Consider the following 21,419-nt stretch of genomic DNA (forward strand, 5'->3'; position numbering starts at 1 on the left):
TGATATGCTTCGCCGAAAGGTTGCGGGCGACCGGTCAGGATCGGCGCGAGACGGTCTTTCCCTCCGGCATCGCCTCGAGGCATTCCTCCAGCCGCCGCAGCCGCGCTTTTTGCCAGCGCAGCGTGTGCGCGACTTCATGCAGGTTCCATTTGGCCTTCGAATTGGCGGCCTCGATCAGTCCCCGCTCGAGCCGATCGATCTCGGAGCGCAGCTGCCGCGCCTCCGCCTCCCGTAGCCCTCTGATCCAGCCCGCCCCACGCATGGTTCCACCATCAAAGCCGGCCACATGCTCGCAGACAAACGCTAATGAGATCGGTTTGGAGAGCTTTGTATTTTAAACATCACTAATATTAAACCTGCGCGATGGCCGCCCGCGCAAACTGCGGACGATCGGAAACATCGCTTGACGGCTCATATCAGGCATTTGAAAAGGGGCACGCCTGCGGACGTGGCGGAATTGGTAGACGCAAGGGACTTAAAATCCCTCGATCTCTGATCGTACGGGTTCGATTCCCGTCGTCCGCACCACCCCTCGCTCTTCGAGCTTCGGCTGGCAGGCCACCGAACGCCGAAGCATCGCAGCCGAGACAGAGTCAAACCTTGATCGGATTGAGCTTCAGATGCTGGATCAGGATGATCGTCTTGGCGTCGACGATGCGGCCGTCGGCGATACCGGCCAGCGCCTCGTCCAATGGCATTTCCAGAACCTCGATGTCCTCGCCTTCCTCCGGTGAGCCGCCGCCGGCCGAGATGCAGTCGGCCGGCGAATAGCGCGCGGTGAAGAACCAGAGCCGTTCCGTCACGCTGCCCGGGCTCATGAACGGCGAAAACAGCCGCTCGACATCCTTCAGGTGGTAACCCAGCTCCTCCTCCGCTTCCTTGCGGATGGCGGTTTCGGGATCGTTTTCGTCAAGCAAGCCGGCGCAGGCCTCGATCAGCGGCTCGCGATGGCCCACGGCGTAAGCCGGGAACCGGAACTGCCGCACCAGGAGCACGGTCGAGCGCTGCGGATCGAAGGGCAGGATCACCGCGCCGTCGCCGCGATCGTAGGTCTGGCGGGTCTGTGTCTCCCATCGCCCGTCGCGGCGGCGATAGTCGAGCACCGTCTTCTTCAGCACCGCCCAGTCGTCCGAAAGGACCTCCTCGGAACGGATGCGAATGCGATCTTCCATGACGACCTCCGTGCTGCCCGCGGGCAGCGTTAGCGGTGAACCGGCGCCTGCGCAATCCTGGAAACCGACTGGTCCAGCGGGCGTTTCACCGGCTCGTGTCTGGTGCGACGCGCCGCGACTGCCTAGATAGCGGTATCTTCCCAGGAGCCCGTTTCATGACGTCATCGCTTTTCCAGCCGATCACCCTCGGCGGCCTCACCTTCTCCAACCGCATCGCGGTCGCCCCCATGTGCCAGTATTCGGCCGAGGACGGCTCGGCCAGCGACTGGCATCTCTATCATTGGATGAACCTGGCAATGTCGGGCGCCGGCATGGTTACCGTCGAGATGACCGATGTCGAGCGGCGCGGACGCATCTCGCACGGCTGCCTCGGGCTTTATTCCGACGACAACGAGGCGGCCGCCAAGCGCACGCTCGACGCCGCCAGACGCGTCGCCGCGCCCGGCACGAAATTCGGCGTCCAGCTTGCCCATGCCGGCCGCAAGGCCTCCAACCGCAAACCTTGGGAAGGCGGCGGTCCGCTGCAGCCTGGCGAAGACCCCTGGCAGACGGTTTCGGCCTCCGCCATCGCCTATGACACGGGCTGGAATGTGCCGCATGCGCTGGAGGATGACGAGATCCTGGAACTCATTGCCCGTTTTGCGCAGTCGGCGGTGCGCGCCGAACGCGCCGGCTTCGACTTTGCCGAACTGCACGCCGCGCATGGCTATCTGATCTTCCAGTTCCTCTCGCCGCTCTCCAATCAGCGGACGGACCGCTGGGGCGGGTCGCTGGAAAACCGCATGCGCTTCGTTCTCGAAATCGCAAGGGCGGTGAGGAAGGCCGCCCCGTCCATGATGCTGGGGGCGCGCCTTTCGGTGAAGGAATGGGTCGCAGGCGGTTTCGACGTCGAGGACGCGATCGAGGTGGCCAAGGCGCTGAAGGCCGAGGGCGTCGCCTATTTGTGCTGCTCCAGCGGCGGCAATTCGCCCCTGCAGCAGGTGCCGCCCGGCCCCGGCTACCAGGTGCATCTGGCGGAAGCCGTGCGCAAGGGCGCCGGCATCCCGACGCGCGCCGTGGGACTGATCGACGACCCGAGCCAGGCCGAGGCGATCGTTGCCGACGGTCATGCCGACATGGTGGCGCTGGCGCGTGCATTCCTCGCCGACCCGCGCTGGGGCTGGCGCGCGGCGGCGGCCTTCGGCGAGGAAATCCATCCGGCGCCGCAACTGGCGCGCTCGGTGACGACGATGCGGCATTGGATGAAGGCCGCCGGCTAAAGCAATTCCAGGAAAAGTGCGACAGGGTCAGGCTCGGCGGCTTCGCCGTGACCTTCCGTCCGGAATTGCGTCAAAACAAAACCGGAAATCCGCAGGGTCCTGAGACGTTTGGGCGCAGGATCCTCGTCACAACTGCAACCAATTTGGCCGCTTTACGTTGGCGGCCATGATGGACAACAAACCCTTTGAAAAGCCGGTGGTGGTCGAACTCGGCCATGTCGGCAAATACCGCCATATAAGCAGCACCCGCGAGGCCGCCGAGTGCCTGATGACCGTTTGGCCGCTCAATCGCGGCGATCGCCATCGTGATGCTCTCGACACTTGCCTCAAAGCGCTAGAAGGTTATCGTTCGACAGCGGACGCACGTCGCGCCCTTGTCGAGGCGGCCAGGGAATCGGAAGTTCTGGTTCCCGACGACAGGCTGCCCGACGGAAAGCTGCACTGAGCATGCTTCTTAACCGGAGGATTCCATGGCGAAGCTGACTTACAAGATCGTCGAGCATGATGGCGGCTGGGCCTACAAGGTCGGCTCAACGTTTTCCGAGACTTTCCGCACGCACCAGGAGGCGCTGCGCGCCGCCGAGATCGCCTCGTCCGAGCAGCAGGTCGCCGGTACCACCGACGGCATCCAATATGAGGACGCCGAAGGCACGTGGCATGACGAGCTTGCCGACGGCCGCGACCGGCCGCAGACCGAAGTCTCCGACTAAGAATTGGAACCGCCCCGCGACCGGCGAAGCCGTAAGGCCTCAGACCGGCCGCCGGTGGCTATGCGGCGCTACTTTCCGCAATAATGGTCGTTGACGTTCTGTTGCGAGTTGGCATCCGGACCGGGTGTGGTGTCGGCGCATGGCCCGATAGCACCGGTACTCCCGTAGGTGGCCAGCCCGGAGCTTCCGTTGATGCTGCCTGTGGTATAGGGATCCACCTGCTCGCTCACGTCGGGACGATGGTCGCGGTGCCACCACCACCAGTCATCTGATGACTGCGCCATGGCCGCGCCACCCATGGCCAGCACCAGCGCCGAAGCTGCAATAAGTCTTGTAAGCATCGGATTTCTCCATTCTCTTGATCGCAAAGTTCGTGGGACCGCAGCCCCACAGCGACAAAAACGAAACCCTGGGTTGGGTGGGAAGGTTCCCCTGGAAATTCCGGGTGGGACAGAATGTCCGACACTTTTGCGTGACGCCGCGTGAAGAGCCGCGAGGCATTGCTGTAGCCGCCGGCCGAAATCAATCCACCTTGGCGAAGGCGCGCTCGGCGATACGCTGGATAAAGCCGACGACCCGTTCGGGGTCCGCAAATTGCGGCATGTGGCCGAGACCTTCGACCCGTTCGAAATCGAGGCCCCCGATCTTGTCCAGCATCGGTTCGCCATGCATGGCCTCGGCGATCACCCGGTCGCCGGCGCCGAACAGAATGCCGGCCGGTGGCGCCGCTTGCTCGAACCGAATAGCCGGAGCCCGGCCGGTCGAGCGCGATCAGCCGGTAGCCGGCGCCGAAGCGCCCGAACAGCGTGTGGCGGAAATGGTGGAGTTGGGCGCCGAGCCCGTGCACAAAGACGATCGGCTTGCCGTCGCCCTCGTCCACAAGGTGGATGCGGTTGCCGTCGATCTCGACGAATTTCCCGCAAGCCGGCACCAGCCTTTCGGCCTTTGCCGCGATCCGCCAGGTCGCAACCATCAGGGCAAGCACGACGATGGCCACCGCAACGAGCAAGCCGGCAACCAGCCACGAGACAACCGATATCAGCATGCTTTCACCCCAGGCCGACCGACCGCACCATATCCGCAACGGCCGCCGCCACAAGCGGATATCGGGCTTTCACATTGCGGCCGACCGCCGGCCGCGTTATCTCAGGCGACCTTTTGCCCCGGAGCCCGCCATGCCTGAAATCGTCACCGCCGCCATGCTCGTCATCGGCGACGAAATCCTCTCCGGCCGCACCAAGGACAAGAACATCGGCCACCTCGCCGACATCTTGACCGCGATCGGCATCGACCTGAAGGAAGTGCGCATCGTCCCCGACGAGGAGGACGAGATCGTTGCCGCGGTGAATGCCGTGCGCGCCCGCTATACCTATGTTTTTACGACCGGCGGAATCGGCCCGACGCATGACGATATCACCGCCGACTCCATCGCCAAGGCCTTCGGCGTGCCCTGCGAATACGACGCCAAGGCCTACGCGCTGCTCGAGGCAAGCTATGCCGGGCGCGGCATCGAATTCACCGAAGCGCGCAAGCGCATGGCGCGCATGCCGCGCGGCGCCGACCACATCGACAATCCGGTCTCCGTCGCGCCGGGCTTCCGCATCGGCAACGTCCATGTCATGGCCGGCGTGCCGTCGATCTTCCAGGCCATGCTCGACAATGTGGTGCCGACGCTCAAGGCCGGCACAAAAATGCTGTCGGCCACCGTGCATTGCCCGTTCGGCGAAGGCCTGATCGGCGGGCCGCTGGCCGATATCCAAAAAGCGCATCCCGACACCATCATCGGCTCGTACCCCAAATATGGCGACGGAAAGTTCTGGACCGAGCTCGTCGTCCGCGCCCGCAGCGAGGAAGCCCTCGAGGCTGCCCGCAAGGACGTCGAGGCGATGGTGGCGAGGTTCGCGGAGGCGGGCTGACCCGGCGGTTCGGCTGGAACCAGTCAACGCGCTGAGGCGTTCCCTTTGCCGCGCGGATGCGCAGGCAAGACAATTGAGGGACCGGTCATGCGCTTCAAGACAATCGTCGCCATTTTACAGAACGAACAGGACGCCGAGCGCGTGCTCGATTGCGCCATTCCGCTGGCCGACAGGTTCGAGAGCCACCTCGTCGGCATCCATGCCGAGGCGCTTCCCGTGCCCTACACGTCGGCCACCGGCTTCCCGGATACCGAATTCCTGCAGGTCTCGGCCGAGATGAACAAGGAACGCGCCGACAAGTTGCAGGCCTATTTCCTGCAGCGGATCGAGGAATCCGGCCTGTCCTTCGAATGGCGAAGCCTGGAGAGCTTCTCCGGCGACAGCGCGCTGACCGGCATATCGAGCGTGCGCGCCGCCGATCTGATCATCGCCGCGCAGCGCGATGCCGGCGGCGACCCGAGCGCCGACGTCGACACGCTGGTCTACGACGCCGGCCGGCCGGTGCTGGTCGTGCCCCATGGCGGACCGCTGGTCACCACCTTCAGACGTGTGCTGCTTGCCTGGAACGGCAGCAAGGAAGCGGCCCGCGCCGCGTTCGATGCCCTGCCCTTCATCGCCGAGGCCGACAAGACCGACATTCTCGTCATCGATCCGCCGGAGACGCTGGATGAATCTCCGGAAGCCGCCGGCGCCGAGATCGCCGCGGCGCTGTCTCGCCACGGCGCCAATGTCAGCGTCTGCGTGCAGAAATCCGGCGGCACTTCGGTTGACGACATGATTCAGGCCAGGATCGCAGAATCCGGCGCCGATCTTCTGGTGCTAGGCGCATACAGCCACTCCTGGCTGCGCCAGCTTCTGTTCGGCGGCGTCACCCGCACGGTGCTGCGCACCACGAACGTGGCGGCTTTCCTGTCGCGTTAGGGTGTATTTCCTGAGTCCACAGCCATCGCCGGCCCTGCCCTTGCCAAGCCTGGCGCTTTCCGGCTAATTCCGCCTGCATTCCAGTGTTTCTGCGCGCCACGGCGCGCCTTGCGGAGTGCGAACCATGTCCCTTCCCGAAAAAGCCTTTCCCGTCTCCTGGGACCAGTTCCACCGCGATGCCCGCGCGCTTTCCTGGCGGCTGTCCGGCGCCAACAAGGGACAGTGGAAAGCAATCGTCTGCATCACCCGCGGCGGCCTGGTGCCCGCGGCCATCATCGCGCGCGAGCTCGGCATCCGCGTCATCGAGACGGTGTGCGTCGCCTCCTACCATGACTATACCAGCCAGGGTCAGCTGCAGGTTCTCAAGGAGATTTCGCCGCCGCTGCTCGCCGATGACGGGGCCGGCGTGCTCATCATCGACGACCTGACCGATACCGGCAAGACGGCCGGTATCGTGCGCGCCATGATGCCCAAGGCGCATTTCGCCACCGTCTATGCCAAGCCGAAGGGCCGGCCGCTGGTCGACACGTTCGTCACCGAGGTCAGCCAGGACACCTGGATCTACTTTCCCTGGGACATGGGCTTCACTTATCAGAAGCCGATCGCGGACGATCACGCCGGCTGAACGGCCATCATATTTTCCAGAGAATCTGCCTCAAACGGCGTCGCGTAGTCGAGTTGACGGGCACGACTACTTTGCGAGACTGACTTTTTCTGGTGGGGTTTTCCGGTGGAGTGAAGTTTTTTACTTTTAAAGCCCACAATTCGCCCTAAGATTCGTAAGGTGGCAAAACGATTCTGGAGGCTTGGGGCAGCTTCTTACCATGTTGACGAGGCCAACGACGCACAACCAGATGGCCGAAAGAGTCCGGCGGCTCTTCGGCGTCGCGCCTTGTCGCCTGCAGGTTGCCGCCTTGCCGTGGCGCGAGGGCGAGAACGGCGTCGAGATCATGCTGATCACCAGCCGCGACACCGGGCGCTGGGTGCTGCCCAAGGGCTGGCCGGAGGCCAGGGAGCCGCTTTGCGAGGCGGCTGCCCGTGAAGCAGGCGAGGAAGCCGGGTTGCGCGGCAAGGTATCGCATCTTGAAGCCGGTCGCTATTTCTATGCCAAAGTCCTCGCCTCCGGCGAGGAAGTGCCTTGCGAGGTCCTGGTCTTTCCGCTGCATGTCGACCGTGTCGCGGATCGCTGGAAAGAGAAGCGCGCACGAACGCGCAAATGGGTTGGCCCGAACGAAGCCGTCCGCATGGTCAACGAGCCCGACCTTTGCCAGATCATCGCCAGCTTCTGCGCCGCGCCGCGCAAATTCGCCTGATTCAAAGCAATTTCAGGAAAAGTGTGAAGCGGCTAGTTCCCCGACACAGGGATTTTGAAGGGCTGTCGTTGCCTTGTGCAGGATTTCAGCGCAAACGCCGGGGATTGTCGAAGCCGCCCCAACCTCGTCATTCCAGGGTCTTCGCGACGGAGCTTCGCTCCTGCTTCGCCCTGGAATGACGATCGCGACGGGCGTTTAGGCCAATCTCCAACGCATGCCCCTGCCAAACGCAAACAGAGCCGACGGGTCAAAATCCCTCTTCTGGGGAACTAACTTCGCCGTGGCCTTCCATCCGGAATGGCGTCATATCGCAGGATCATCAGACGCGGCCGAAATCATCGGAACTGAGCCGGGTCCAACGATCGCCCATCAATCCGCCGATGAAGATGTCGCCGGAGCGGACCGCTTCCGCGACCTCGGCAATGCGCGAGCGGACCATCGTTCCCCCGGCATAGCGGAAGAACACATGCTGGTGGCCGAAGAGCTGCGGCATGAATCGGCTCTGGGACTGCCCGGCAATGCCCACGCAACCCATATCCCGCGCCGCCGCGATGAGAGCATCCAGCGTCGCGCCCCAGTGGGATCCGGACGCCTGGATTTGCAGCAGGTTCGCGACGCCGCCGGCTTGCCCATAAAAAGCGTAGCAGCCCAGCATCTTGCCCGTTTCGTCGTAGGTCCCGCCGAAATGGAGTGGCCCGTCCGCTCGTTTCTCGGCCGCCAGCGCAAGCAGCCGCGGCAACTCGCCGTCCTTCCAACTCGGTCGCAGGGAGTAATCGGTCATGAGGATTGGCAGTCGCTCCGCAAATCGGACCGCATCGATCGGTTCCCGGTGGATCCGTTGGGAAGACGAGTGCTGGGCCGATGGCTCGAATCTTCTTCTTGCAAGAGCGTCGAATGCTCTCACGCAGGGATCGAGCGCAAGGCGGGGCAGCCCGGGCCATTTACGGCGCAGCGCGGCGGCGGCCATGGCGCCCGGCCGGAAAACACAGGTCCATTCCAGGCAGTGCACCGGCAGGAGCTGATACTTCATCGGACGCGCGAAGGCCAAGGATGTGCGGTTGGCGGAGTCGGTCAGGTAGAGATCGAATTCGCCTTGATGCAGGGTACGCAGCAATTGCGGCCCGGCCCAACCGTGATCGGTATTTGAGTCGGTCATGAAGGGACCGATGATGGCCGCGTTCAATGCGCTTCCGTTGAGCTCGTAGCGGGCTTTCAGAACGCCCATGAAGCCACCCAGGCGGCCCTGCGGATCGATCTGGACAAGAGCCTTGCTCTCATCCCCATCAAGGTAAAGCTCCCTCATGTAGTCGGCCGTCTGCGCGATCGCGCGATCGCGCTGGAGGCGACGATGGCGGAACTTCATCAGGAATAGCGCGGCGACGTGCTCGAGATCCCCGGCGGCCAAAGGCCGAACCGAGCCATGCTGGGATTCCAGCGTCGACGGCGCGGCCGCCTTTCCCGGGCCGGTCATGCTTCCCAAAGAAAATCTCCGTTCAACCGGCATTCCTACAGAAACAAAAAATCCTGGAGGCCAGCGTCTATCGCATCCGATTTGCTTTTCTGTAAATATACGACAAATGTTGCTTCAAAAAGCGCGAGACGATCAAATTTAAGAGAGCAACTACTAAAATATTCAATGTATAGAAAGAAAATTGAATAGAACATTATGCAGCCATATCCGCATAACGTGAAGGCGGTTGTAACAGTCGAGTTGGCAGGCGGATCGCTCCGAAGACGATGCTCCGGCTGCGCCCGGCCGGAGCCGGGCGCAGTCCCCTTTCCTCAGGCCACGAGGCCCTTGGTCAATTCGAGCGCCTGACGCTCGAACAGCCGCCGGTAGATGCCGCCGTTCAGCCGGATCAGGTGGTCATGCGAACCTTCCTCGGCGATACGCCCGCGATCGAAGACCAGCAGCCGGTCGAGCGCCCGCACCGTCGAGAGCCGGTGCGCGATCACCAGGGTCGTGCGCCCGATCATCAACCGCTCCATCGCCCTCTGGATCAGCACTTCCGATTCCGAATCCAGGCTCGACGTCGCCTCGTCCAGGATCAGGATGCGCGCGTCGGCCAGAAAGGCGCGGGCGATCGCCACGCGCTGACGCTCGCCGCCCGACAATTTCACGCCACGTTCGCCGACCAGGGTTCCATAGCCCTTGGGCAGGTTGGTGATGAAATCATGCGCGCTGGCGAGTTTGGCCGCATGCTCGATCTCGGCCTGGCTGGCGCCGGGCCTGGCATAGGCAATGTTCTCGGCAAGCGAGCGGTGGAACAGGATCGGCTCCTGCTGGACGATGGCGATCTGGCTGCGCAGCGACGCCTGCTCGACCTGCGAGATATCCTGGCCGTCGATCAGAATCTGCCCGGCATTCACGTCATAAAGCCGCTGGATCAGCTTGACGAAGGTCGTCTTGCCCGAGCCCGAATGCCCGACCAGTCCGACACGCTCGCCGGCCCCGATATCGACCGAGAAATCGCGATAGAGCGGCAGAAGGTGACTGCCATAGTGGAACGTCACTTTGTCGAAGGCGATGTGCCCATCGGTGATCCGGATCGGCTGGGCACCGGGGCGGTCCTCGATGCCGAGCGGCTCGGACTGGAAGTCGACCAGTTCCTCCATGTCGTTGATTGAGCGCTGCAGGTTGCGGATATGCGTGCCGATGTCGCGCAGATAGCCCTGCAGCACGAAGAACGAGGTCAGCACGAAGGCGACGTCGCCGGCGCTTGCCTGGCCCCAGGCCCACAACATGAGAGCAAGACCGATCACCGCCGCACGCATCAGGAGCAGCAGCGCCCCTTGCGTAGTGCCGTTGGCGGTGCCGCGCATCCAGGTGCGTCCGGTGCGCAGGCGCCATTTGGCGACGACGCGCGCCAGCCGCGCTTCCTCGCGCGCCTCCGCGCCGAAGCCCTTGACGACGGCATTGCAGCTCACCGCGTCAGCCAGCGAGCCGCCCAGCCGCGTGTCCCAGCTGTTGGCGAGCCGCGCGGCAGGCGCGACATAGCCGAGCGACAGCATCGCCGTGACCGCGATGAACAGCACCGAACCGGCGGCCACCACAGCCCCCATCAGCGGCCAGAACCAGCCGAGCAGCAGCGTCGAACCGACGAGCATGACGACCGACGGCAGAAGCGCGATCAGGATCGTGTCGTTGAGCAGGTCCAGCGCCCACATGCCGCGCGTTATCTTGCGCACCGTCGATCCGGCAAAGCTGTTGGCGTGCCAGTCCGTCGAGAAGCGCTGCACCCGATGGAAGGCATCGGCGGCAATGTCCGACATCATCTTCAGCGTCAGCTCGACGATCCACAGGAAGGCGGCGTTGCGCAGCACGACGCCTGCCAGCGCCAACACCATCAGGGTCGAGAACGCCGTCATCGCCGCATTCCAGGCGACTGCGTCGGTTCCGGCGCCGCTGGCCACCGCATCGACCAGGCGGCCTGAATAAAAGGGTGTCAGCACGTCGGCGAGCGTCGAGAGCAGGAAGGCGCCCATGATGAGCGAAAGCCGCCACGGCTGGTGGCGCCAGTGACTGAACGTAAAACCAAGCACACTGCGAAAGGCGCTCGCGCGCAGATCGATCTTGAAACGAGCCATGATGTCATCCAGGCGCAAACGAGCCCGGTCCCGGTAAAATCAAATTGGAAAACCCGCGTCCGCGCGTTGCGTCTCTGAAAGCGGGAGGTTCAGTATGGTAGGCCGCCCGCCCGAAGGCGGCGACCGGCAGCGGCAAACGCCTGTTCCGCGTCTGGCTCTCCGAGAAACCCTCGGAGCGCCGGCGCCGACCTAGGCCTCGCGGCCTCGCGTAACGATGTCAAATCCTGCCATACGGTCCTCCCGGAAGGGAATCGCGGAAACGCCCTTATAGGGAGGCATCAGCCGATCGCCAAGTCGGCCCGTCACGGAAATGGCATCTGGTCCAAGCACTGAGACGAATTTGCAACAACGGCGGGTTGTGGCCAAGCCTCAGGCAGCGGGTGAGCGATCCAGTCGCATGTAGCGCCCTTCCGCCCGGAATCCGAACTTCTGGTAGAGGCTGTGAGCGTCGCTGGTCGTGAGGCTCCAATGAGAAACCGTCTTCATATCGGGATGATCTAGCAGTGCCTGCACAAGCCGTTTGCCGATGCCATGCCCACGACGCTCCGGCCAGACGATGACGTCGGCAAGATAGGCAAAGACCGTGTAGTCGGTGATCGCGCGGGCGAAGCCGACCTGCCTGCCGTCGAGATAGGCGCCGACGCAAAGCGAATTGTCGAAGGCGCGACGGTTCGCCTCGTCGGTTCGCGACGCTCCCCAATAGCTTTGCATGAGCTGGTCGGAGGTCGCCCGGAAATCGATCCGCGACAGGTCGAAACTGATTTCGATATCCTGCATGCGCGGCGCAATCTCGCGGACTAGCCGCGATCCCGGAACCGGTTGGTGATCGGATAGCGGCGGTCGCGGCCGAAATTCTTCCGTGTGATCTTGACGCCGGGCGCCGCCTGGCGGCGTTTGTATTCGGCGATGTAGAGCAGGTGCTCGACGCGTGCCACCGTGGCCCGGTCGTGGCCGCGCGCGACGATGTCGTCGACGCTCATCTCGTTCTCCACCAGGCATTCCAGAATGTCGTCCAGCACCGGATAGGGCGGCAGCGAATCCTGGTCGGTCTGGTTCTCGCGCAGCTCCGCCGACGGCGCCTTGTCAATGATGTTGTTCGGGATGACCTCGCCAGAGGGTCCAAGCGCGCCCGGCGGCACGTGCGAATTGCGCCAGCGCGACAGCGCATAGACCTGCATCTTGTAGAGATCCTTGATCGGGTTGAAGCCGCCATTCATGTCGCCGTAAAGCGTGGCGTAGCCGACCGACATCTCGCTCTTGTTGCCGGTGGTGACCACCATCGAGCCGAACTTATTGGAGATCGCCATCAGGATCGTGCCGCGGGCGCGGCTCTGCAGGTTCTCCTCGGTGATGCCTTCCTGGGTGCCTTCGAAGAGCTGGGTCAGCGCGTGCTTGAAGCCTTCGACCGGCTCGGAGATCGGCACGATGTCGTAGCGGCAGCCGAGCGCTCTGGCGCAGTCCTCGGCGTCCTTCAGCGAATCCTTCGACGTATAGCGGTAGGGCATCATGACGGTCCGCAACCGCTCTTCGCCCAGCGCATCGACGGCCAAAGCCGCGCAGATTGCCGAGTCGATACCACCGGAGAGACCGAGCACGACGTTCTTGAAACCGTTCTTGTTGACGTAGTCGCGCAGGCCGAGCATGCAGGCGCGATAATCGGCCTCTTCGCGCTCGGGGATCTTCGACATAGGACCTTCCGAGCAGATCCAGCTGTCTCCCTTTCTTTTCCAGGTGGTGACGTCGACCGCGTCCTCGAACTGGCTCATCTGGAAGGCGAGCGTCTTGTCGGAACCTATTGCAAACGACGCGCCGTCGAAGATCAGCTCGTCCTGTCCGCCGAGCTGGTTGGCGTAGATCATCGGCAAGCCGGTTTCGATGACCTGCCTGATGACGATCTGGTGGCGGACGTCGATCTTGGCGCGGTAATAGGGCGAGCCGTTCGGCACCAGCAGGATCTCGGCGCCGCTTTCGGCCAACGTCTCGCAGACGGCGATGTCGCCCCAGATGTCCTCGCAGATCGGAACGCCGATGCGCACGCCGCGGAAATTGACCGGCCCCTGCAGCTCCGGTCCGGCCTGGAACACGCGCTTCTCGTCGAACTCGCCATAGTTCGGCAGATCGAGCTTGTAGCGCTCGGCGATGATCTTGCCACCGTCGGCGAAGACGATGGAATTATGCGTGCCGGTCTTGCGCTTCAGCGGCGTGCCGATGATGACGCCGGGGCCGCCGTCGGCCGTGTCCTTGGCGAAATCCTGCGCCGCCTTCTCGCAAGCCTTCAGGAAGGACGGCTTCAGCACCAGGTCTTCCGGCGGATAACCGGCAAGGAAGAGCTCGGTGTAGAGCACCAGATCGGCGCCCTGGCGCGCCGCGTCCGCCCTCGCCTCGCGCGCTTTGGCCAGATTGCCGGCAACGTCGCCGACGGTCGGGTTGAGCTGGGCAACGGCGATGCGCAGGATATCGGGAGCGGTCTTGGTCATGGAACGGATTTAGCGTGGCTGAAATCGCCCCGCAATGGCGATTGCTTGTGCCAATCCAAGGTGCGCACGAATGCGCTCAGCCTAATCGCCCATGTACTCGCGCAACGCCTCTGCCGACCGGTTTTCGCCGATCGACATCGCCAGGATGCGCGAGATGTGGCGGCGCGGCAGGCCGGTCTCGGCCGACCATCGGTTGATCTGTGCCTGGATCTTGTCGAGATCCCGCTTCGAGGTCGGGTTCTCGGCGATATCGAGGCCGGCGTCGCGCAAGGCCGCCGCCATGTCGGTGGAGACGACAAACGTGTCCCATTCCATCCAGCGCAGAAAATACTGTCCGGTGTTGCCGCCGAGCCGGCTGCCATGCTTGGCCAGATAAGCGGTCAGGCCGACCTGATCGTCCGCGGGCCAGGAGGCTATGAATTTGCCGAAGCTGCCATGTTCCTTCGAGACGCGATCGACGAAGGCGGCATTGTCCCGCACCGATTTGATCTTCTGCGGATTGCGCACGATGCGGCTGTCGGACGCCAGCTCGTGCCAGAAGTCGTCCGGCTGGAACAAGAGCCGCTTCGGTTCGAAGCCGAGGAACGCTTCCTCGAAACCCGGCCATTTCTGTTCGATGACGCGCCACACGAAGCCGGCGGCGAAAATGCGCTCGGCCATGGTCGAGAGAATGCGGTCGTCAGGGATTTTCGCCACCGCAGTGTTGTCGGGCGCCGGGCCAAGCAGCGGAGCGAGTACCGCCTCTCCGCCCTTGCGCTTTGCCGCCCGCGCGTGGATTTTCTGGAATTCGAGCATCGTTTTCCTCGCCTGTTCGCCGCAATCTAGCACTTCACGTCCGGCCCGGCAGCCTCTACCTCTATCGACGCCCGGCCGAAGGAGAAGGCAGATGAACAAGATCGTCGAGGACATGGCGAACCGTTTGCTCAAGCGAAAGCCGGACGGTTTCGGTCCGCTCGAGAGCCGCGTGCTCCAGTCGACGCTCGAGCGCACCACCATCGCGCGCGACACCAACAAGGCCGTCGCCTTCCACGAGACCTATGGCGACCGCGTCGCCGACAGCATCGCCAGGATCGGCGGCTCCTGGTCGTTCATCCTCGGCTTCCTTGCCTTTCTCGTTATTTGGACCGTCGGCAATGTCTGGCTGCTCACGCGCGACGCCTTCGACCCCTATCCTTTCATATTCCTCAACCTTGTTCTGTCGATGCTGGCGGCGATCCAGGCGCCGGTGATCATGATGTCGCAGAACCGCCAGACCGAGCGCGACCGCATCGACGCGGCGCATGACTACGAGGTCAATCTGAAGGCCGAGATCGAGATCATGGCCCTGCATGAAAAGCTCGACGAGTTGCGCCACAGCGAGATCATCGGCATGCGTGACGAAATCCTGCGCATGGCCGAGCAGATCAGGCGTATCGACGAAAAACTGTCGGCGCGGTCCGCAACAGAATGAGCGAGACCATCCACCATTTCATCGAGCAATATGGGCTGATCGCGGTCTTCCTGGGTTGCGTCGCCGAAGGCGAAAGCGCCGCGATCCTCGGCGGCTTCTTCGCTCATCAGCATGTTTTCGTGTTGTGGCAGACTTTCCTCGCCGCCTTTGTCGGCGCCTTCGCCGGCGACACCTTCTTCTTCACCATGGGGCGCAGCTTCGCCGAACATCGCTATGTGAGACTGTTGCGCAGGCGTCCGGGCTTCAGCCGCGCCTACCGCCTGCTCAACACCCATCCCAATATTTTCGTGCTGACCAACCGCTATATCTACGGCATGCGCCTGGTCGGCGGCATCGCCGCCGGCCTGTCGACCGTGTCCATGCCGCGTTTCGTCATCCTGAATGCCATCTCGTCCGCGGCCTGGGCGGCCCTGTTCAGCGGCATAGGCTATGTCTTCGGCCTGGGCGCGGAGCACATGGTGGGCGAGGCGTTTGCTCGCCATGAGCGCCTGCTCATCGCCCTTGGGGTCGGCATCGTTGTCGCCGTGGTCGCCTGGTTGGTAGGCCATCACTTCGCGAAGCGCGAACGCGCCAGGGAAAACCGGGCGGGATCGTGATCAATCCGCGAGGATCAGATCGGCGCGCCGACAAGGCGTTCGATGAGGGCGACGCCCCAGACGCCGCCGGCGATCACGATCGAAATCAGCACCGCCAGCGAGCCGCAATCCTTGGCAAGCTGGATGTCGATGTGGAACTCGCGCGAGATCGCGTCGCAGGCCGCCTCGATACCGGTGTTGAGCACTTCGACCATGATCAGCAGCAGCACCGCGCCGATCAGCAGGGCATAGCCGCGCCAGGAGACCGAGATGAACCAGCCGGCCGGCAAGGCAAGAGCAAGCAACAGCAATTCCTGCTGGAACGCCTTTTCGTGGGCGGCCAGCTTGCGGAAAGCCCGCACCGAATTGATGAAAGCATCGATCAGCCGCTGCATGCCTCTGCCCCTTTGCGAGTCACCGGCAGGGGATATCGCAATGGCGGGATCAAGGGAATAAGGCAGCCGCCGCAAAATTCATCCGTCCGCGACCTTTATCGACGGCGTTGATTTCTCGAACTGCGGCAACCCATCCTCGATCGAATAATAATCGCCCTTGTCGCTGACGAAGATGTGGCAGTCGCCCTGTAGGCTCGTCGGTTCGTCGAAAGACCCGGCCAGAACCGACACATACGCGTTGTCCCTTGGCTTCCAGAACAGCGCCGATCCACATGTCTTGCAAAAGCCGCGCTTGGCAAAATCGGAGGCTTCGTACCAGGTGAGGTTTTCCGCGCCGGTAATCGCGATATTGGCATCTGGAACATTGGTCGCCGCGTAGAAATGCCCGCTCTGCTTGCGGCACTGCGAGCAGTGGCAATAGACGACGCCGCGCAACGGCCCGCTCGTCCTGAAACGCACCGCCCCGCACAGGCACGATCCGCTATGGTTTTCGTCCATTCCGGCCTCCGTCGACATCATCTGTCCCGTTCTTTGCGGAATAGAATTTCAGTTTTGAAATGGCTGGGCACCGGCAAATGCGACACCGGAGCGACGCGTTTCAGAAGCCGCGCCTGCACCCGCTTTGCACCCTGTGGTAGCAGAGACAATGAGGAAATGCCGGCTATTAAGGAAACTTTAGCGGGACCGCATTTATGCTTCCCACAAGCAATGGTCGTGTTGGGGACGCGCCATCGCAACCGCAATTCTGATTCAAATCCCCGCGTAAGCGACTCCCGGCGGTGGCAGGTCTCCGGTCGCACTGAAGGGGAAGTGAAAACAACATGCAGCCGGCAGCCATTTCGACCGACAGGAATACCGACATCGCCAGCACCGTCGTGGCGACGATGCGACAGCTCGGCGTGCTCGGCCTGCCGCGCAACTATGAAATCTTCTACGAGGCGCTGAGCGGCAGCAATCGCGAGATCAGCCTTGCCGTCGTCTCGTTGAGCAACCGTCCCACCCAAGAGGACCTCGATCGCATCGGGCGGACCTTCTTCCCGCAGCACCACGGCCCCACCATTGTCGAGCACGCCCGCGAGATGGTGGCCAAGGAGCTTGAGGACATTGCCATGCTGTTGCGCAATGAGCACTCGCATATCGAGAAGTACGGCCGCATCCTCGACGAGACATCGAGCGGCCTAAGCAATCGCAGCCTGCTTTCTCAAGAGCTCCTGCAAAAGATCGCCGGCGCGATGTCGGCCGCCACCAACTCGACGATCGACCACGGCCGCCAGATCGCCAGCACGCTCAGCGAAAAGACGGCCGAGCTTGAAAGCGTCAAGTCGAAGCTCGAGGAATACAAGCGGCTGGCCGACACGGATCCGCTCACGCAGCTGTGGAACCGCCGCGCCTTCGACAAGGAGATCACCCGGATCTACAACAGCAATTGCGGCATCCTGTTCAACGCCTTGATCCTTGCCGATATCGACCATTTCAAGGATATAAACGATCGCTACGGCCATCCGGTCGGCGACAGGATCCTCCAGATCATCGCCGAGATCTTCCAGTCCAGCGTGCGTTCCGACATATTTGTCGCGCGCACCGGCGGCGAGGAGTTCGCGCTTATCGTCGAGGGCGCCAGCGAGGAAGCCACTTACGAGATCGCCGAGCGCATCCGCGCGCTCATCGAGCAGACCCCGTTCGCCAGCAGCCAGAGCGGCATCAACTACGGCACCGTTACCGTATCGCTGGGTATCTGCATGGCTTCGGAGGCGGAAAGCCCCGAAGACCTCTACACCAAGGCGGACCGGGCACTTTATCGCTCCAAGGTCGGCGGCCGCAACCGCGTCACCAGGCATTCGACGACGGCGGGCCGCCCCGCCAAGGGCTGGCTGCTTTACAAGAAAGACTGACACGCCTCTTTCCAGACGAATTTTTGTGGACTATATTTTCCACAGAAATGAAAAGGGTGCGCTCATGCAACGTCCAGTCGCGGCCGCGACGGCGGCCGAAAACGCCGTCATCACCAAGGCCACGCTGCGCGCGGCCGACCTGCTCGACATCACCGCCAGGACGCTCGCTTTGGTCATCGGCGTGTCGGAAGCGACGGTCTCGCGTATGCGCCGGCAGGAATTCCTGCTTGAACGCGGCACCAAGCCGTTCGAGCTGGCGGTGCTGTTCGTTCGCCTGTTCCGCTCGCTCGACGCCATCGTCGGCGGCGACGAGACCGTCGCCCGGGCGTGGCTGAAGAGCCCCAACACCACGCTCGACGGCACGCCGCTCGAGAAAATCCTGACGATTGCCGGACTTGTCGATGTCATTGCCTACCTGGACTCCCGGCGCGCTCTCGTCTGAGGCCGTCAAGCTCGAAGGCAAATACTGGCGGATGGTCGAGGCGCAGCACCGTGTCTCGACCCTCAAGCTCGTCGACACACTCGACGAGCAGGCGCTGCTGGAGGACCTCATCGAGGACACCAAGCCGCAGATCCCGATGGAATGCCGCCATCTCCATTACCTGCTGGCGACGCCTTTTCGCTATGGCTCCGTCTACCCGTACGGCTCGCGCTTCCGCCGCGCCGGCAAGACCAAAGGCGTCTACTATGCCGCCGAGACGGTGCTGACGGCGGTGGCGGAAATGGCCTTCTACCGCTTGCTGTTCTTCGCGGAATCGCCGGCGACACCATGGCCGAACGACGCCGCGGAATACACCGCCTTCGCCGCCGCGATGAAATGCGATCGCGCGATCGACCTGGCACGGCCGCCGCTCGATCGCGACGAGAAGGCCTGGACGCACCCCACCGACTACACCGCCTGTCAGGCGATCGCCGATGTCGCCCGCGAGGCCGAACTGCAGGCGATCCGCTATCGCTCGGTGCGCGATCCGAAGGGCGCCAACATCGCGCTTTTGACGTGCAAGGGCTTTGCCAAGGCCAAGCCGCTGGAGCCGCAGACCTGGCGCATCCGGATCGGCTCTTTCGGCCTGCAGGCAATCTGCGAATTCCCGGACAAGCGGCTCGAATTCTCACGCACCGCCTTTGCCGATTCGCGACTGGCCGTCATGCGCTGGGAGCGCCGCTGAAGTTCCTGTTAGGCCAGGATGTTGACCGCCCGCGCGGCCACCAGCGCGATCGTCAACAGCGAGATCATCGCCTCGGCCATCATCAGCAGCTTCGCGCGCTGCGTGAGCGGCAAGGTGTCGGTCGGCGAGAAGGCCGTGGCATTGGTGAAGGCCAGGAAGACATAGTCGACGAAACCCGGCAGCCAGCCCTGTATCTCGCGATCGGGCAGCGTCATTTGCGGGAACAGGAAGTCGGCCTGCGCACGCTTGACCAGACCACAGGTAGGCGGACCGCCCCGGTCGGTGCTCCAGAACCACAGCGCAAAGACGATCACATTGGTGACCCAGATGTTGAGCGCGTCGACGAGCAGCGTCGTGCCGGCGCCGGCATGCCCTTCCAGCAGCGCCCGCACCAGGTAAACCAGCGACCCGCAATTCATGATGCTGATGACGCCGGTCATCACCAATGCCGTGCGGCGGATATAGAGGCGCAATTGGCCGATCGCGTACCAATGCTCGTGATCGACTGCCTTGCGCGTCGCCATTTGCGTCCAGGCCGTCGCGATCGACAGGGGCACCAGCAGCGCCGCTTCCACCGTCGGGGCGAGCCAGCGCGGACCGAAGGACAGGTTGTTGATGACCAGAAGCTGAAGGCAGATGATGACGAGAACCGCGGCGCGCGCCGACCAGAAATCGAGCCCGCGGTGATGAATGACGGCATGCTGGTGGCGCATGGAGGCACCTGTATTGCTGGAACGGCGGCGCCCCTGGGCCGGCTCCGGCAACGATCAGCCGGCGGTCCCTGCCCGAAGCGCCGGCGACGGGTTCCATAGCAATCTTGGCTTTACAATGTTGCGGCAGCATACATTTTCGTAAGCTTTTGCTATCGGACTGTTCAGCAATCCACCGGTGTGATTTTAGGCCCGCATGTCGAGAACCAGCGAATCCGTGAATGTCTGGCCTGCCGCGGCCGCGGCTGAAGACGATCTGTCTTCGATCTGGAACAGCCTGGTCCGGCACCCATGGCGATTGCTGGCGCTTTTGTGCCTGATCCAGATCGCCTGCTGGACCGTGATGCCGGCGATCGTCAATGTTGGACCGCCACGCGACGTCGTCGAAGGTTTCCTGTGGGGTCGCGAATGGGTGCTGTTGACCTACAAGCACCCACAGCTCCCCTGCTGGCTGCTCGAGATCAGCCATCTCCTGACCGGCTCGTTCCGCTGGCCGCAATACATGCTGTCGCAGCTGATGGTCTCGACGACTTTCGTCCTGGTCTATCTGCTCGCGCGCGACATCATGGGCCCGACCCGTGCGCTCGCCGCCGTGTTGTTGATGCCCGCGATCTATTTCTTCGGCTGGCCCACCCCGCAATTCAACCATGACTACGCGCAGATGCCTTTCTGGGCCGCGACCTCTTGGCTGCTATGGCGCGCGGCGCGCGACGGGCGGCCGGGCTGGTGGCTCGCCCTCGGCCTCGTTGCCGGCGTTGGGCTCTACGCCAAGTTCTCGACGGCTCTGCTGCTGGCCTTCGGCGGCATCTGGATTTTGTGCGACACCCGTGCCCGAAGCCGGCTCGCCACGCCATGGCCGTGGCTCGGCCTCGCGGTTTTTCTTGGCATCGTGGCGCCGCTGGCGGTGGAACTCGTCCGCCTCGATTTCCTGCCGCTGACCTATGCCGAGCATCGTAACGCCTGGGTGATCGCCAACCGCGCCCGGCTTTACTATATCGGCGTTCAGCTTGCCGGGCTTGCTGCTGTTCCCGTCGTTCTGGCTATTTCCGGCCTGTTGCGACGGCAGCCCAGGCCCGTGCAAGACCCGTTGCCGGCCTACCCCGCTCCCGAGCGGCGCGCGGTTGTCTACCTGGCATGGATAGGTCTAGGGCCGGCGCTCCTGATCATGGTCGCGTCGCTGTTTACCGGAACCGGCGAAGCCTGGGGCGCGACGATGTACAATCTCGTCGGCGTCCTGGCGATCGCGCTTCTGGGCCGGCGGCTGGGACCAACGGAATTGCGCCGGCTGGCGGTGCTGGCGCTGCTATGCGTGGTCGGCGTGTCGAGCGCCTATGCGGCGACCCGCTGGACCAGTTGCAACATACTCGGCCGCCTGCAGCCAATGTGCTGGCCGGCGCGGTCGATTTCGCTGACAGCCGATGCAATCTGGCACGAGGCGGTGTCCGCGCCGCTGGGCATTGTCGGCGGCGACGATGGCACGGCCAGGCTTGCCGGACTGGAAGCCCCGGACCAGCCTTCGATTTTCACGACCCTCGACAGGCGTCTCGCCCCCTGGATCACGGACCAGCGGCTGCGGGATCAGGGCATGCTGCTCGTATGGCCGCGCGGCTGGAAACTTTCTCCGCAACAGGAGGCCTGGACCGCTGGCCTGCCGGTCAAGACGGTGGCATTCAACTGGTCGCTCAAGGGACCGCCCCTGGAGATCAACTTTGCCGTCATTCCGCCCGGTAGAACCAGCTTCCCGGGCAATCCTCCCGGACTGCCCGATCCGGAATGAGTCGACCCCGAATAGCCGGCGGTTGAAACCTATCTGCCCAAATTGAAAAGGCGCCGGCTTCGCGCCAGCGCCTCCGATGATGATCCGGCATCAGGCCC

General features: G+C 63.3%; 25 protein-coding genes and 1 tRNA gene. 14 read left to right on the top strand and 12 right to left on the bottom strand.

Annotated features, from left to right (window positions below; all coding sequences use genetic code 11):
• Window positions 1–34: 34 nt before the first annotated feature.
• Window positions 35–286 carry a hypothetical protein gene (locus tag FJ418_RS26285; protein WP_246683216.1) on the bottom strand — a complete coding sequence of 84 codons (252 nt, stop codon included), beginning with the start codon at window positions 284–286 and terminating at the stop codon, window positions 35–37.
• Between the two features lie 156 nt (window positions 287–442).
• On the opposite strand from FJ418_RS26285, the gene FJ418_RS26290 reads away from it, so the two are divergent.
• Window positions 443–528: transfer RNA gene (locus FJ418_RS26290), tRNA-Leu, on the top strand.
• A gap of 65 nt (window positions 529–593) precedes the next feature.
• Here FJ418_RS26290 and FJ418_RS26295 read toward each other — a convergent pair.
• Window positions 594–1,172, bottom strand: a complete 579-nt coding sequence (locus FJ418_RS26295; RefSeq protein WP_140870641.1) for an NUDIX domain-containing protein — start codon at window positions 1,170–1,172, stop codon at window positions 594–596.
• 155 nt (window positions 1,173–1,327) lie between these two features.
• On the opposite strand from FJ418_RS26295, the gene FJ418_RS26300 reads away from it, so the two are divergent.
• From FJ418_RS26300 to FJ418_RS26310, 3 genes are all read left to right on the top strand, one after another.
• Window positions 1,328–2,431 carry an NADH:flavin oxidoreductase/NADH oxidase gene (locus FJ418_RS26300; RefSeq protein WP_140651118.1) on the top strand — a complete coding sequence of 368 codons (1,104 nt, stop codon included), beginning with the start codon at window positions 1,328–1,330 and terminating at the stop codon, window positions 2,429–2,431.
• Window positions 2,432–2,597: 166 nt separating this feature from the next.
• On the top strand, window positions 2,598–2,876 hold the full coding sequence (locus tag FJ418_RS26305; RefSeq protein WP_140646141.1) for a DUF982 domain-containing protein: 279 nt from the start codon (window positions 2,598–2,600) through the stop codon (window positions 2,874–2,876).
• 25 nt (window positions 2,877–2,901) lie between these two features.
• Complete coding sequence (locus FJ418_RS26310) at window positions 2,902–3,141, top strand: DUF2188 domain-containing protein (protein ID WP_095765137.1); 240 nt, start codon at window positions 2,902–2,904, stop codon at window positions 3,139–3,141.
• Between the two features lie 68 nt (window positions 3,142–3,209).
• Here the strand turns inward: FJ418_RS26310 and FJ418_RS26315 are convergent, their stop codons facing one another.
• Together FJ418_RS26315 and FJ418_RS32455 are read right to left on the bottom strand one after the other, a co-directional pair.
• Window positions 3,210–3,482, bottom strand: a complete 273-nt coding sequence (locus tag FJ418_RS26315; protein ID WP_140651124.1) for a hypothetical protein — start codon at window positions 3,480–3,482, stop codon at window positions 3,210–3,212.
• A gap of 181 nt (window positions 3,483–3,663) precedes the next feature.
• Window positions 3,664–3,828 carry a hypothetical protein gene (locus tag FJ418_RS32455; RefSeq protein ID WP_246683218.1) on the bottom strand — a complete coding sequence of 55 codons (165 nt, stop codon included), beginning with the start codon at window positions 3,826–3,828 and terminating at the stop codon, window positions 3,664–3,666.
• 488 nt (window positions 3,829–4,316) lie between these two features.
• On the opposite strand from FJ418_RS32455, the gene FJ418_RS26325 reads away from it, so the two are divergent.
• The 4 genes from FJ418_RS26325 (at window position 4,317) to FJ418_RS26340 (ending at window position 7,291) form a co-directional block, all read left to right on the top strand.
• A complete protein-coding gene (locus FJ418_RS26325) occupies window positions 4,317–5,057 on the top strand; it encodes a competence/damage-inducible protein A (RefSeq protein ID WP_140870643.1) in 741 nt (246 codons plus the stop codon).
• An 87-nt stretch (window positions 5,058–5,144) separates the two neighbouring features.
• Complete coding sequence (locus tag FJ418_RS26330) at window positions 5,145–5,978, top strand: universal stress protein (RefSeq protein ID WP_140651130.1); 834 nt, start codon at window positions 5,145–5,147, stop codon at window positions 5,976–5,978.
• Between the two features lie 124 nt (window positions 5,979–6,102).
• Window positions 6,103–6,603, top strand: coding sequence for a xanthine phosphoribosyltransferase (gene gpt, locus FJ418_RS26335; RefSeq protein ID WP_095765134.1), 501 nt, complete (start codon window positions 6,103–6,105; stop codon window positions 6,601–6,603).
• A 199-nt stretch (window positions 6,604–6,802) separates the two neighbouring features.
• Entirely contained in the window at window positions 6,803–7,291 is a 489-nt protein-coding gene (locus FJ418_RS26340) for an NUDIX hydrolase (RefSeq protein WP_140646146.1), read from the top strand.
• A gap of 319 nt (window positions 7,292–7,610) precedes the next feature.
• Here the strand turns inward: FJ418_RS26340 and FJ418_RS26345 are convergent, their stop codons facing one another.
• The 5 genes from FJ418_RS26345 to FJ418_RS26365 all read right to left on the bottom strand — a co-directional run bounded on the left by FJ418_RS26345 (window position 7,611) and on the right by FJ418_RS26365 (window position 14,151).
• The gene (locus FJ418_RS26345; RefSeq protein ID WP_140870753.1) at window positions 7,611–8,762 is read right to left on the bottom strand and encodes a hypothetical protein; all 1,152 of its coding nucleotides are present in this window, start codon (window positions 8,760–8,762) and stop codon (window positions 7,611–7,613) included.
• 311 nt (window positions 8,763–9,073) lie between these two features.
• The gene (locus FJ418_RS26350; protein WP_140870646.1) at window positions 9,074–10,879 is read right to left on the bottom strand and encodes an ABC transporter ATP-binding protein; all 1,806 of its coding nucleotides are present in this window, start codon (window positions 10,877–10,879) and stop codon (window positions 9,074–9,076) included.
• A 369-nt stretch (window positions 10,880–11,248) separates the two neighbouring features.
• The gene (locus FJ418_RS26355) at window positions 11,249–11,656 is read right to left on the bottom strand and encodes a GNAT family N-acetyltransferase (RefSeq protein ID WP_140783256.1); all 408 of its coding nucleotides are present in this window, start codon (window positions 11,654–11,656) and stop codon (window positions 11,249–11,251) included.
• Window positions 11,657–11,676: 20 nt separating this feature from the next.
• On the bottom strand, window positions 11,677–13,356 hold the full coding sequence (locus tag FJ418_RS26360; RefSeq protein ID WP_140870649.1) for an NAD+ synthase: 1,680 nt from the start codon (window positions 13,354–13,356) through the stop codon (window positions 11,677–11,679).
• A gap of 81 nt (window positions 13,357–13,437) precedes the next feature.
• On the bottom strand, window positions 13,438–14,151 hold the full coding sequence (locus FJ418_RS26365) for a DNA-3-methyladenine glycosylase I (RefSeq protein WP_140870652.1): 714 nt from the start codon (window positions 14,149–14,151) through the stop codon (window positions 13,438–13,440).
• Window positions 14,152–14,242: 91 nt separating this feature from the next.
• Here FJ418_RS26365 and FJ418_RS26370 point away from each other — a divergent pair, with 91 nt between their 5' ends.
• A complete protein-coding gene (locus FJ418_RS26370) occupies window positions 14,243–14,806 on the top strand; it encodes a DUF1003 domain-containing protein (RefSeq protein ID WP_140870654.1) in 564 nt (187 codons plus the stop codon).
• Window positions 14,803–15,402: a DedA family protein gene (locus tag FJ418_RS26375; RefSeq protein ID WP_140870657.1), complete on the top strand. Its 600-nt coding sequence runs from the start codon at window positions 14,803–14,805 to the stop codon at window positions 15,400–15,402. The genes FJ418_RS26370 and FJ418_RS26375 overlap by 4 nt, the downstream gene beginning before the upstream one ends.
• Window positions 15,403–15,416: 14 nt before the next feature.
• Here FJ418_RS26375 and FJ418_RS26380 read toward each other — a convergent pair whose 3' ends face one another.
• Both FJ418_RS26380 and FJ418_RS26385 read right to left on the bottom strand, forming a co-directional pair.
• Window positions 15,417–15,776 (bottom strand): diacylglycerol kinase, encoded by a 360-nt coding sequence (locus FJ418_RS26380; protein WP_140627450.1) that lies wholly within the window; start codon window positions 15,774–15,776, stop codon window positions 15,417–15,419.
• Between the two features lie 78 nt (window positions 15,777–15,854).
• Complete coding sequence (locus FJ418_RS26385; protein ID WP_140783251.1) at window positions 15,855–16,274, bottom strand: GFA family protein; 420 nt, start codon at window positions 16,272–16,274, stop codon at window positions 15,855–15,857.
• A 323-nt stretch (window positions 16,275–16,597) separates the two neighbouring features.
• Here FJ418_RS26385 and FJ418_RS26390 point away from each other — a divergent pair, with 323 nt between their 5' ends.
• From FJ418_RS26390 to FJ418_RS26400, 3 genes are all read left to right on the top strand, one after another.
• Window positions 16,598–17,668: a diguanylate cyclase gene (locus tag FJ418_RS26390; protein WP_140870661.1), complete on the top strand. Its 1,071-nt coding sequence runs from the start codon at window positions 16,598–16,600 to the stop codon at window positions 17,666–17,668.
• A 64-nt stretch (window positions 17,669–17,732) separates the two neighbouring features.
• Window positions 17,733–18,110, top strand: a complete 378-nt coding sequence (locus tag FJ418_RS26395; protein WP_140646156.1) for an MbcA/ParS/Xre antitoxin family protein — start codon at window positions 17,733–17,735, stop codon at window positions 18,108–18,110.
• Window positions 18,070–18,834: an RES family NAD+ phosphorylase gene (locus tag FJ418_RS26400; protein ID WP_140870664.1), complete on the top strand. Its 765-nt coding sequence runs from the start codon at window positions 18,070–18,072 to the stop codon at window positions 18,832–18,834. The genes FJ418_RS26395 and FJ418_RS26400 overlap by 41 nt, the downstream gene beginning before the upstream one ends.
• An 8-nt stretch (window positions 18,835–18,842) precedes the next feature.
• Here the strand turns inward: FJ418_RS26400 and FJ418_RS26405 are convergent, their stop codons facing one another.
• On the bottom strand, window positions 18,843–19,547 hold the full coding sequence (locus tag FJ418_RS26405; protein WP_140646158.1) for a hypothetical protein: 705 nt from the start codon (window positions 19,545–19,547) through the stop codon (window positions 18,843–18,845).
• A gap of 193 nt (window positions 19,548–19,740) precedes the next feature.
• Here FJ418_RS26405 and FJ418_RS26410 point away from each other — a divergent pair, with 193 nt between their 5' ends.
• Window positions 19,741–21,321: a glycosyltransferase family 39 protein gene (locus FJ418_RS26410; protein ID WP_140870669.1), complete on the top strand. Its 1,581-nt coding sequence runs from the start codon at window positions 19,741–19,743 to the stop codon at window positions 21,319–21,321.
• Window positions 21,322–21,419 lie beyond the last annotated feature (98 nt).

Source organism: Mesorhizobium sp. B2-8-3, assembly GCF_006440815.1.
In the GTDB taxonomy this organism is placed as follows: Bacteria; Pseudomonadota; Alphaproteobacteria; order Rhizobiales; family Rhizobiaceae; genus Mesorhizobium.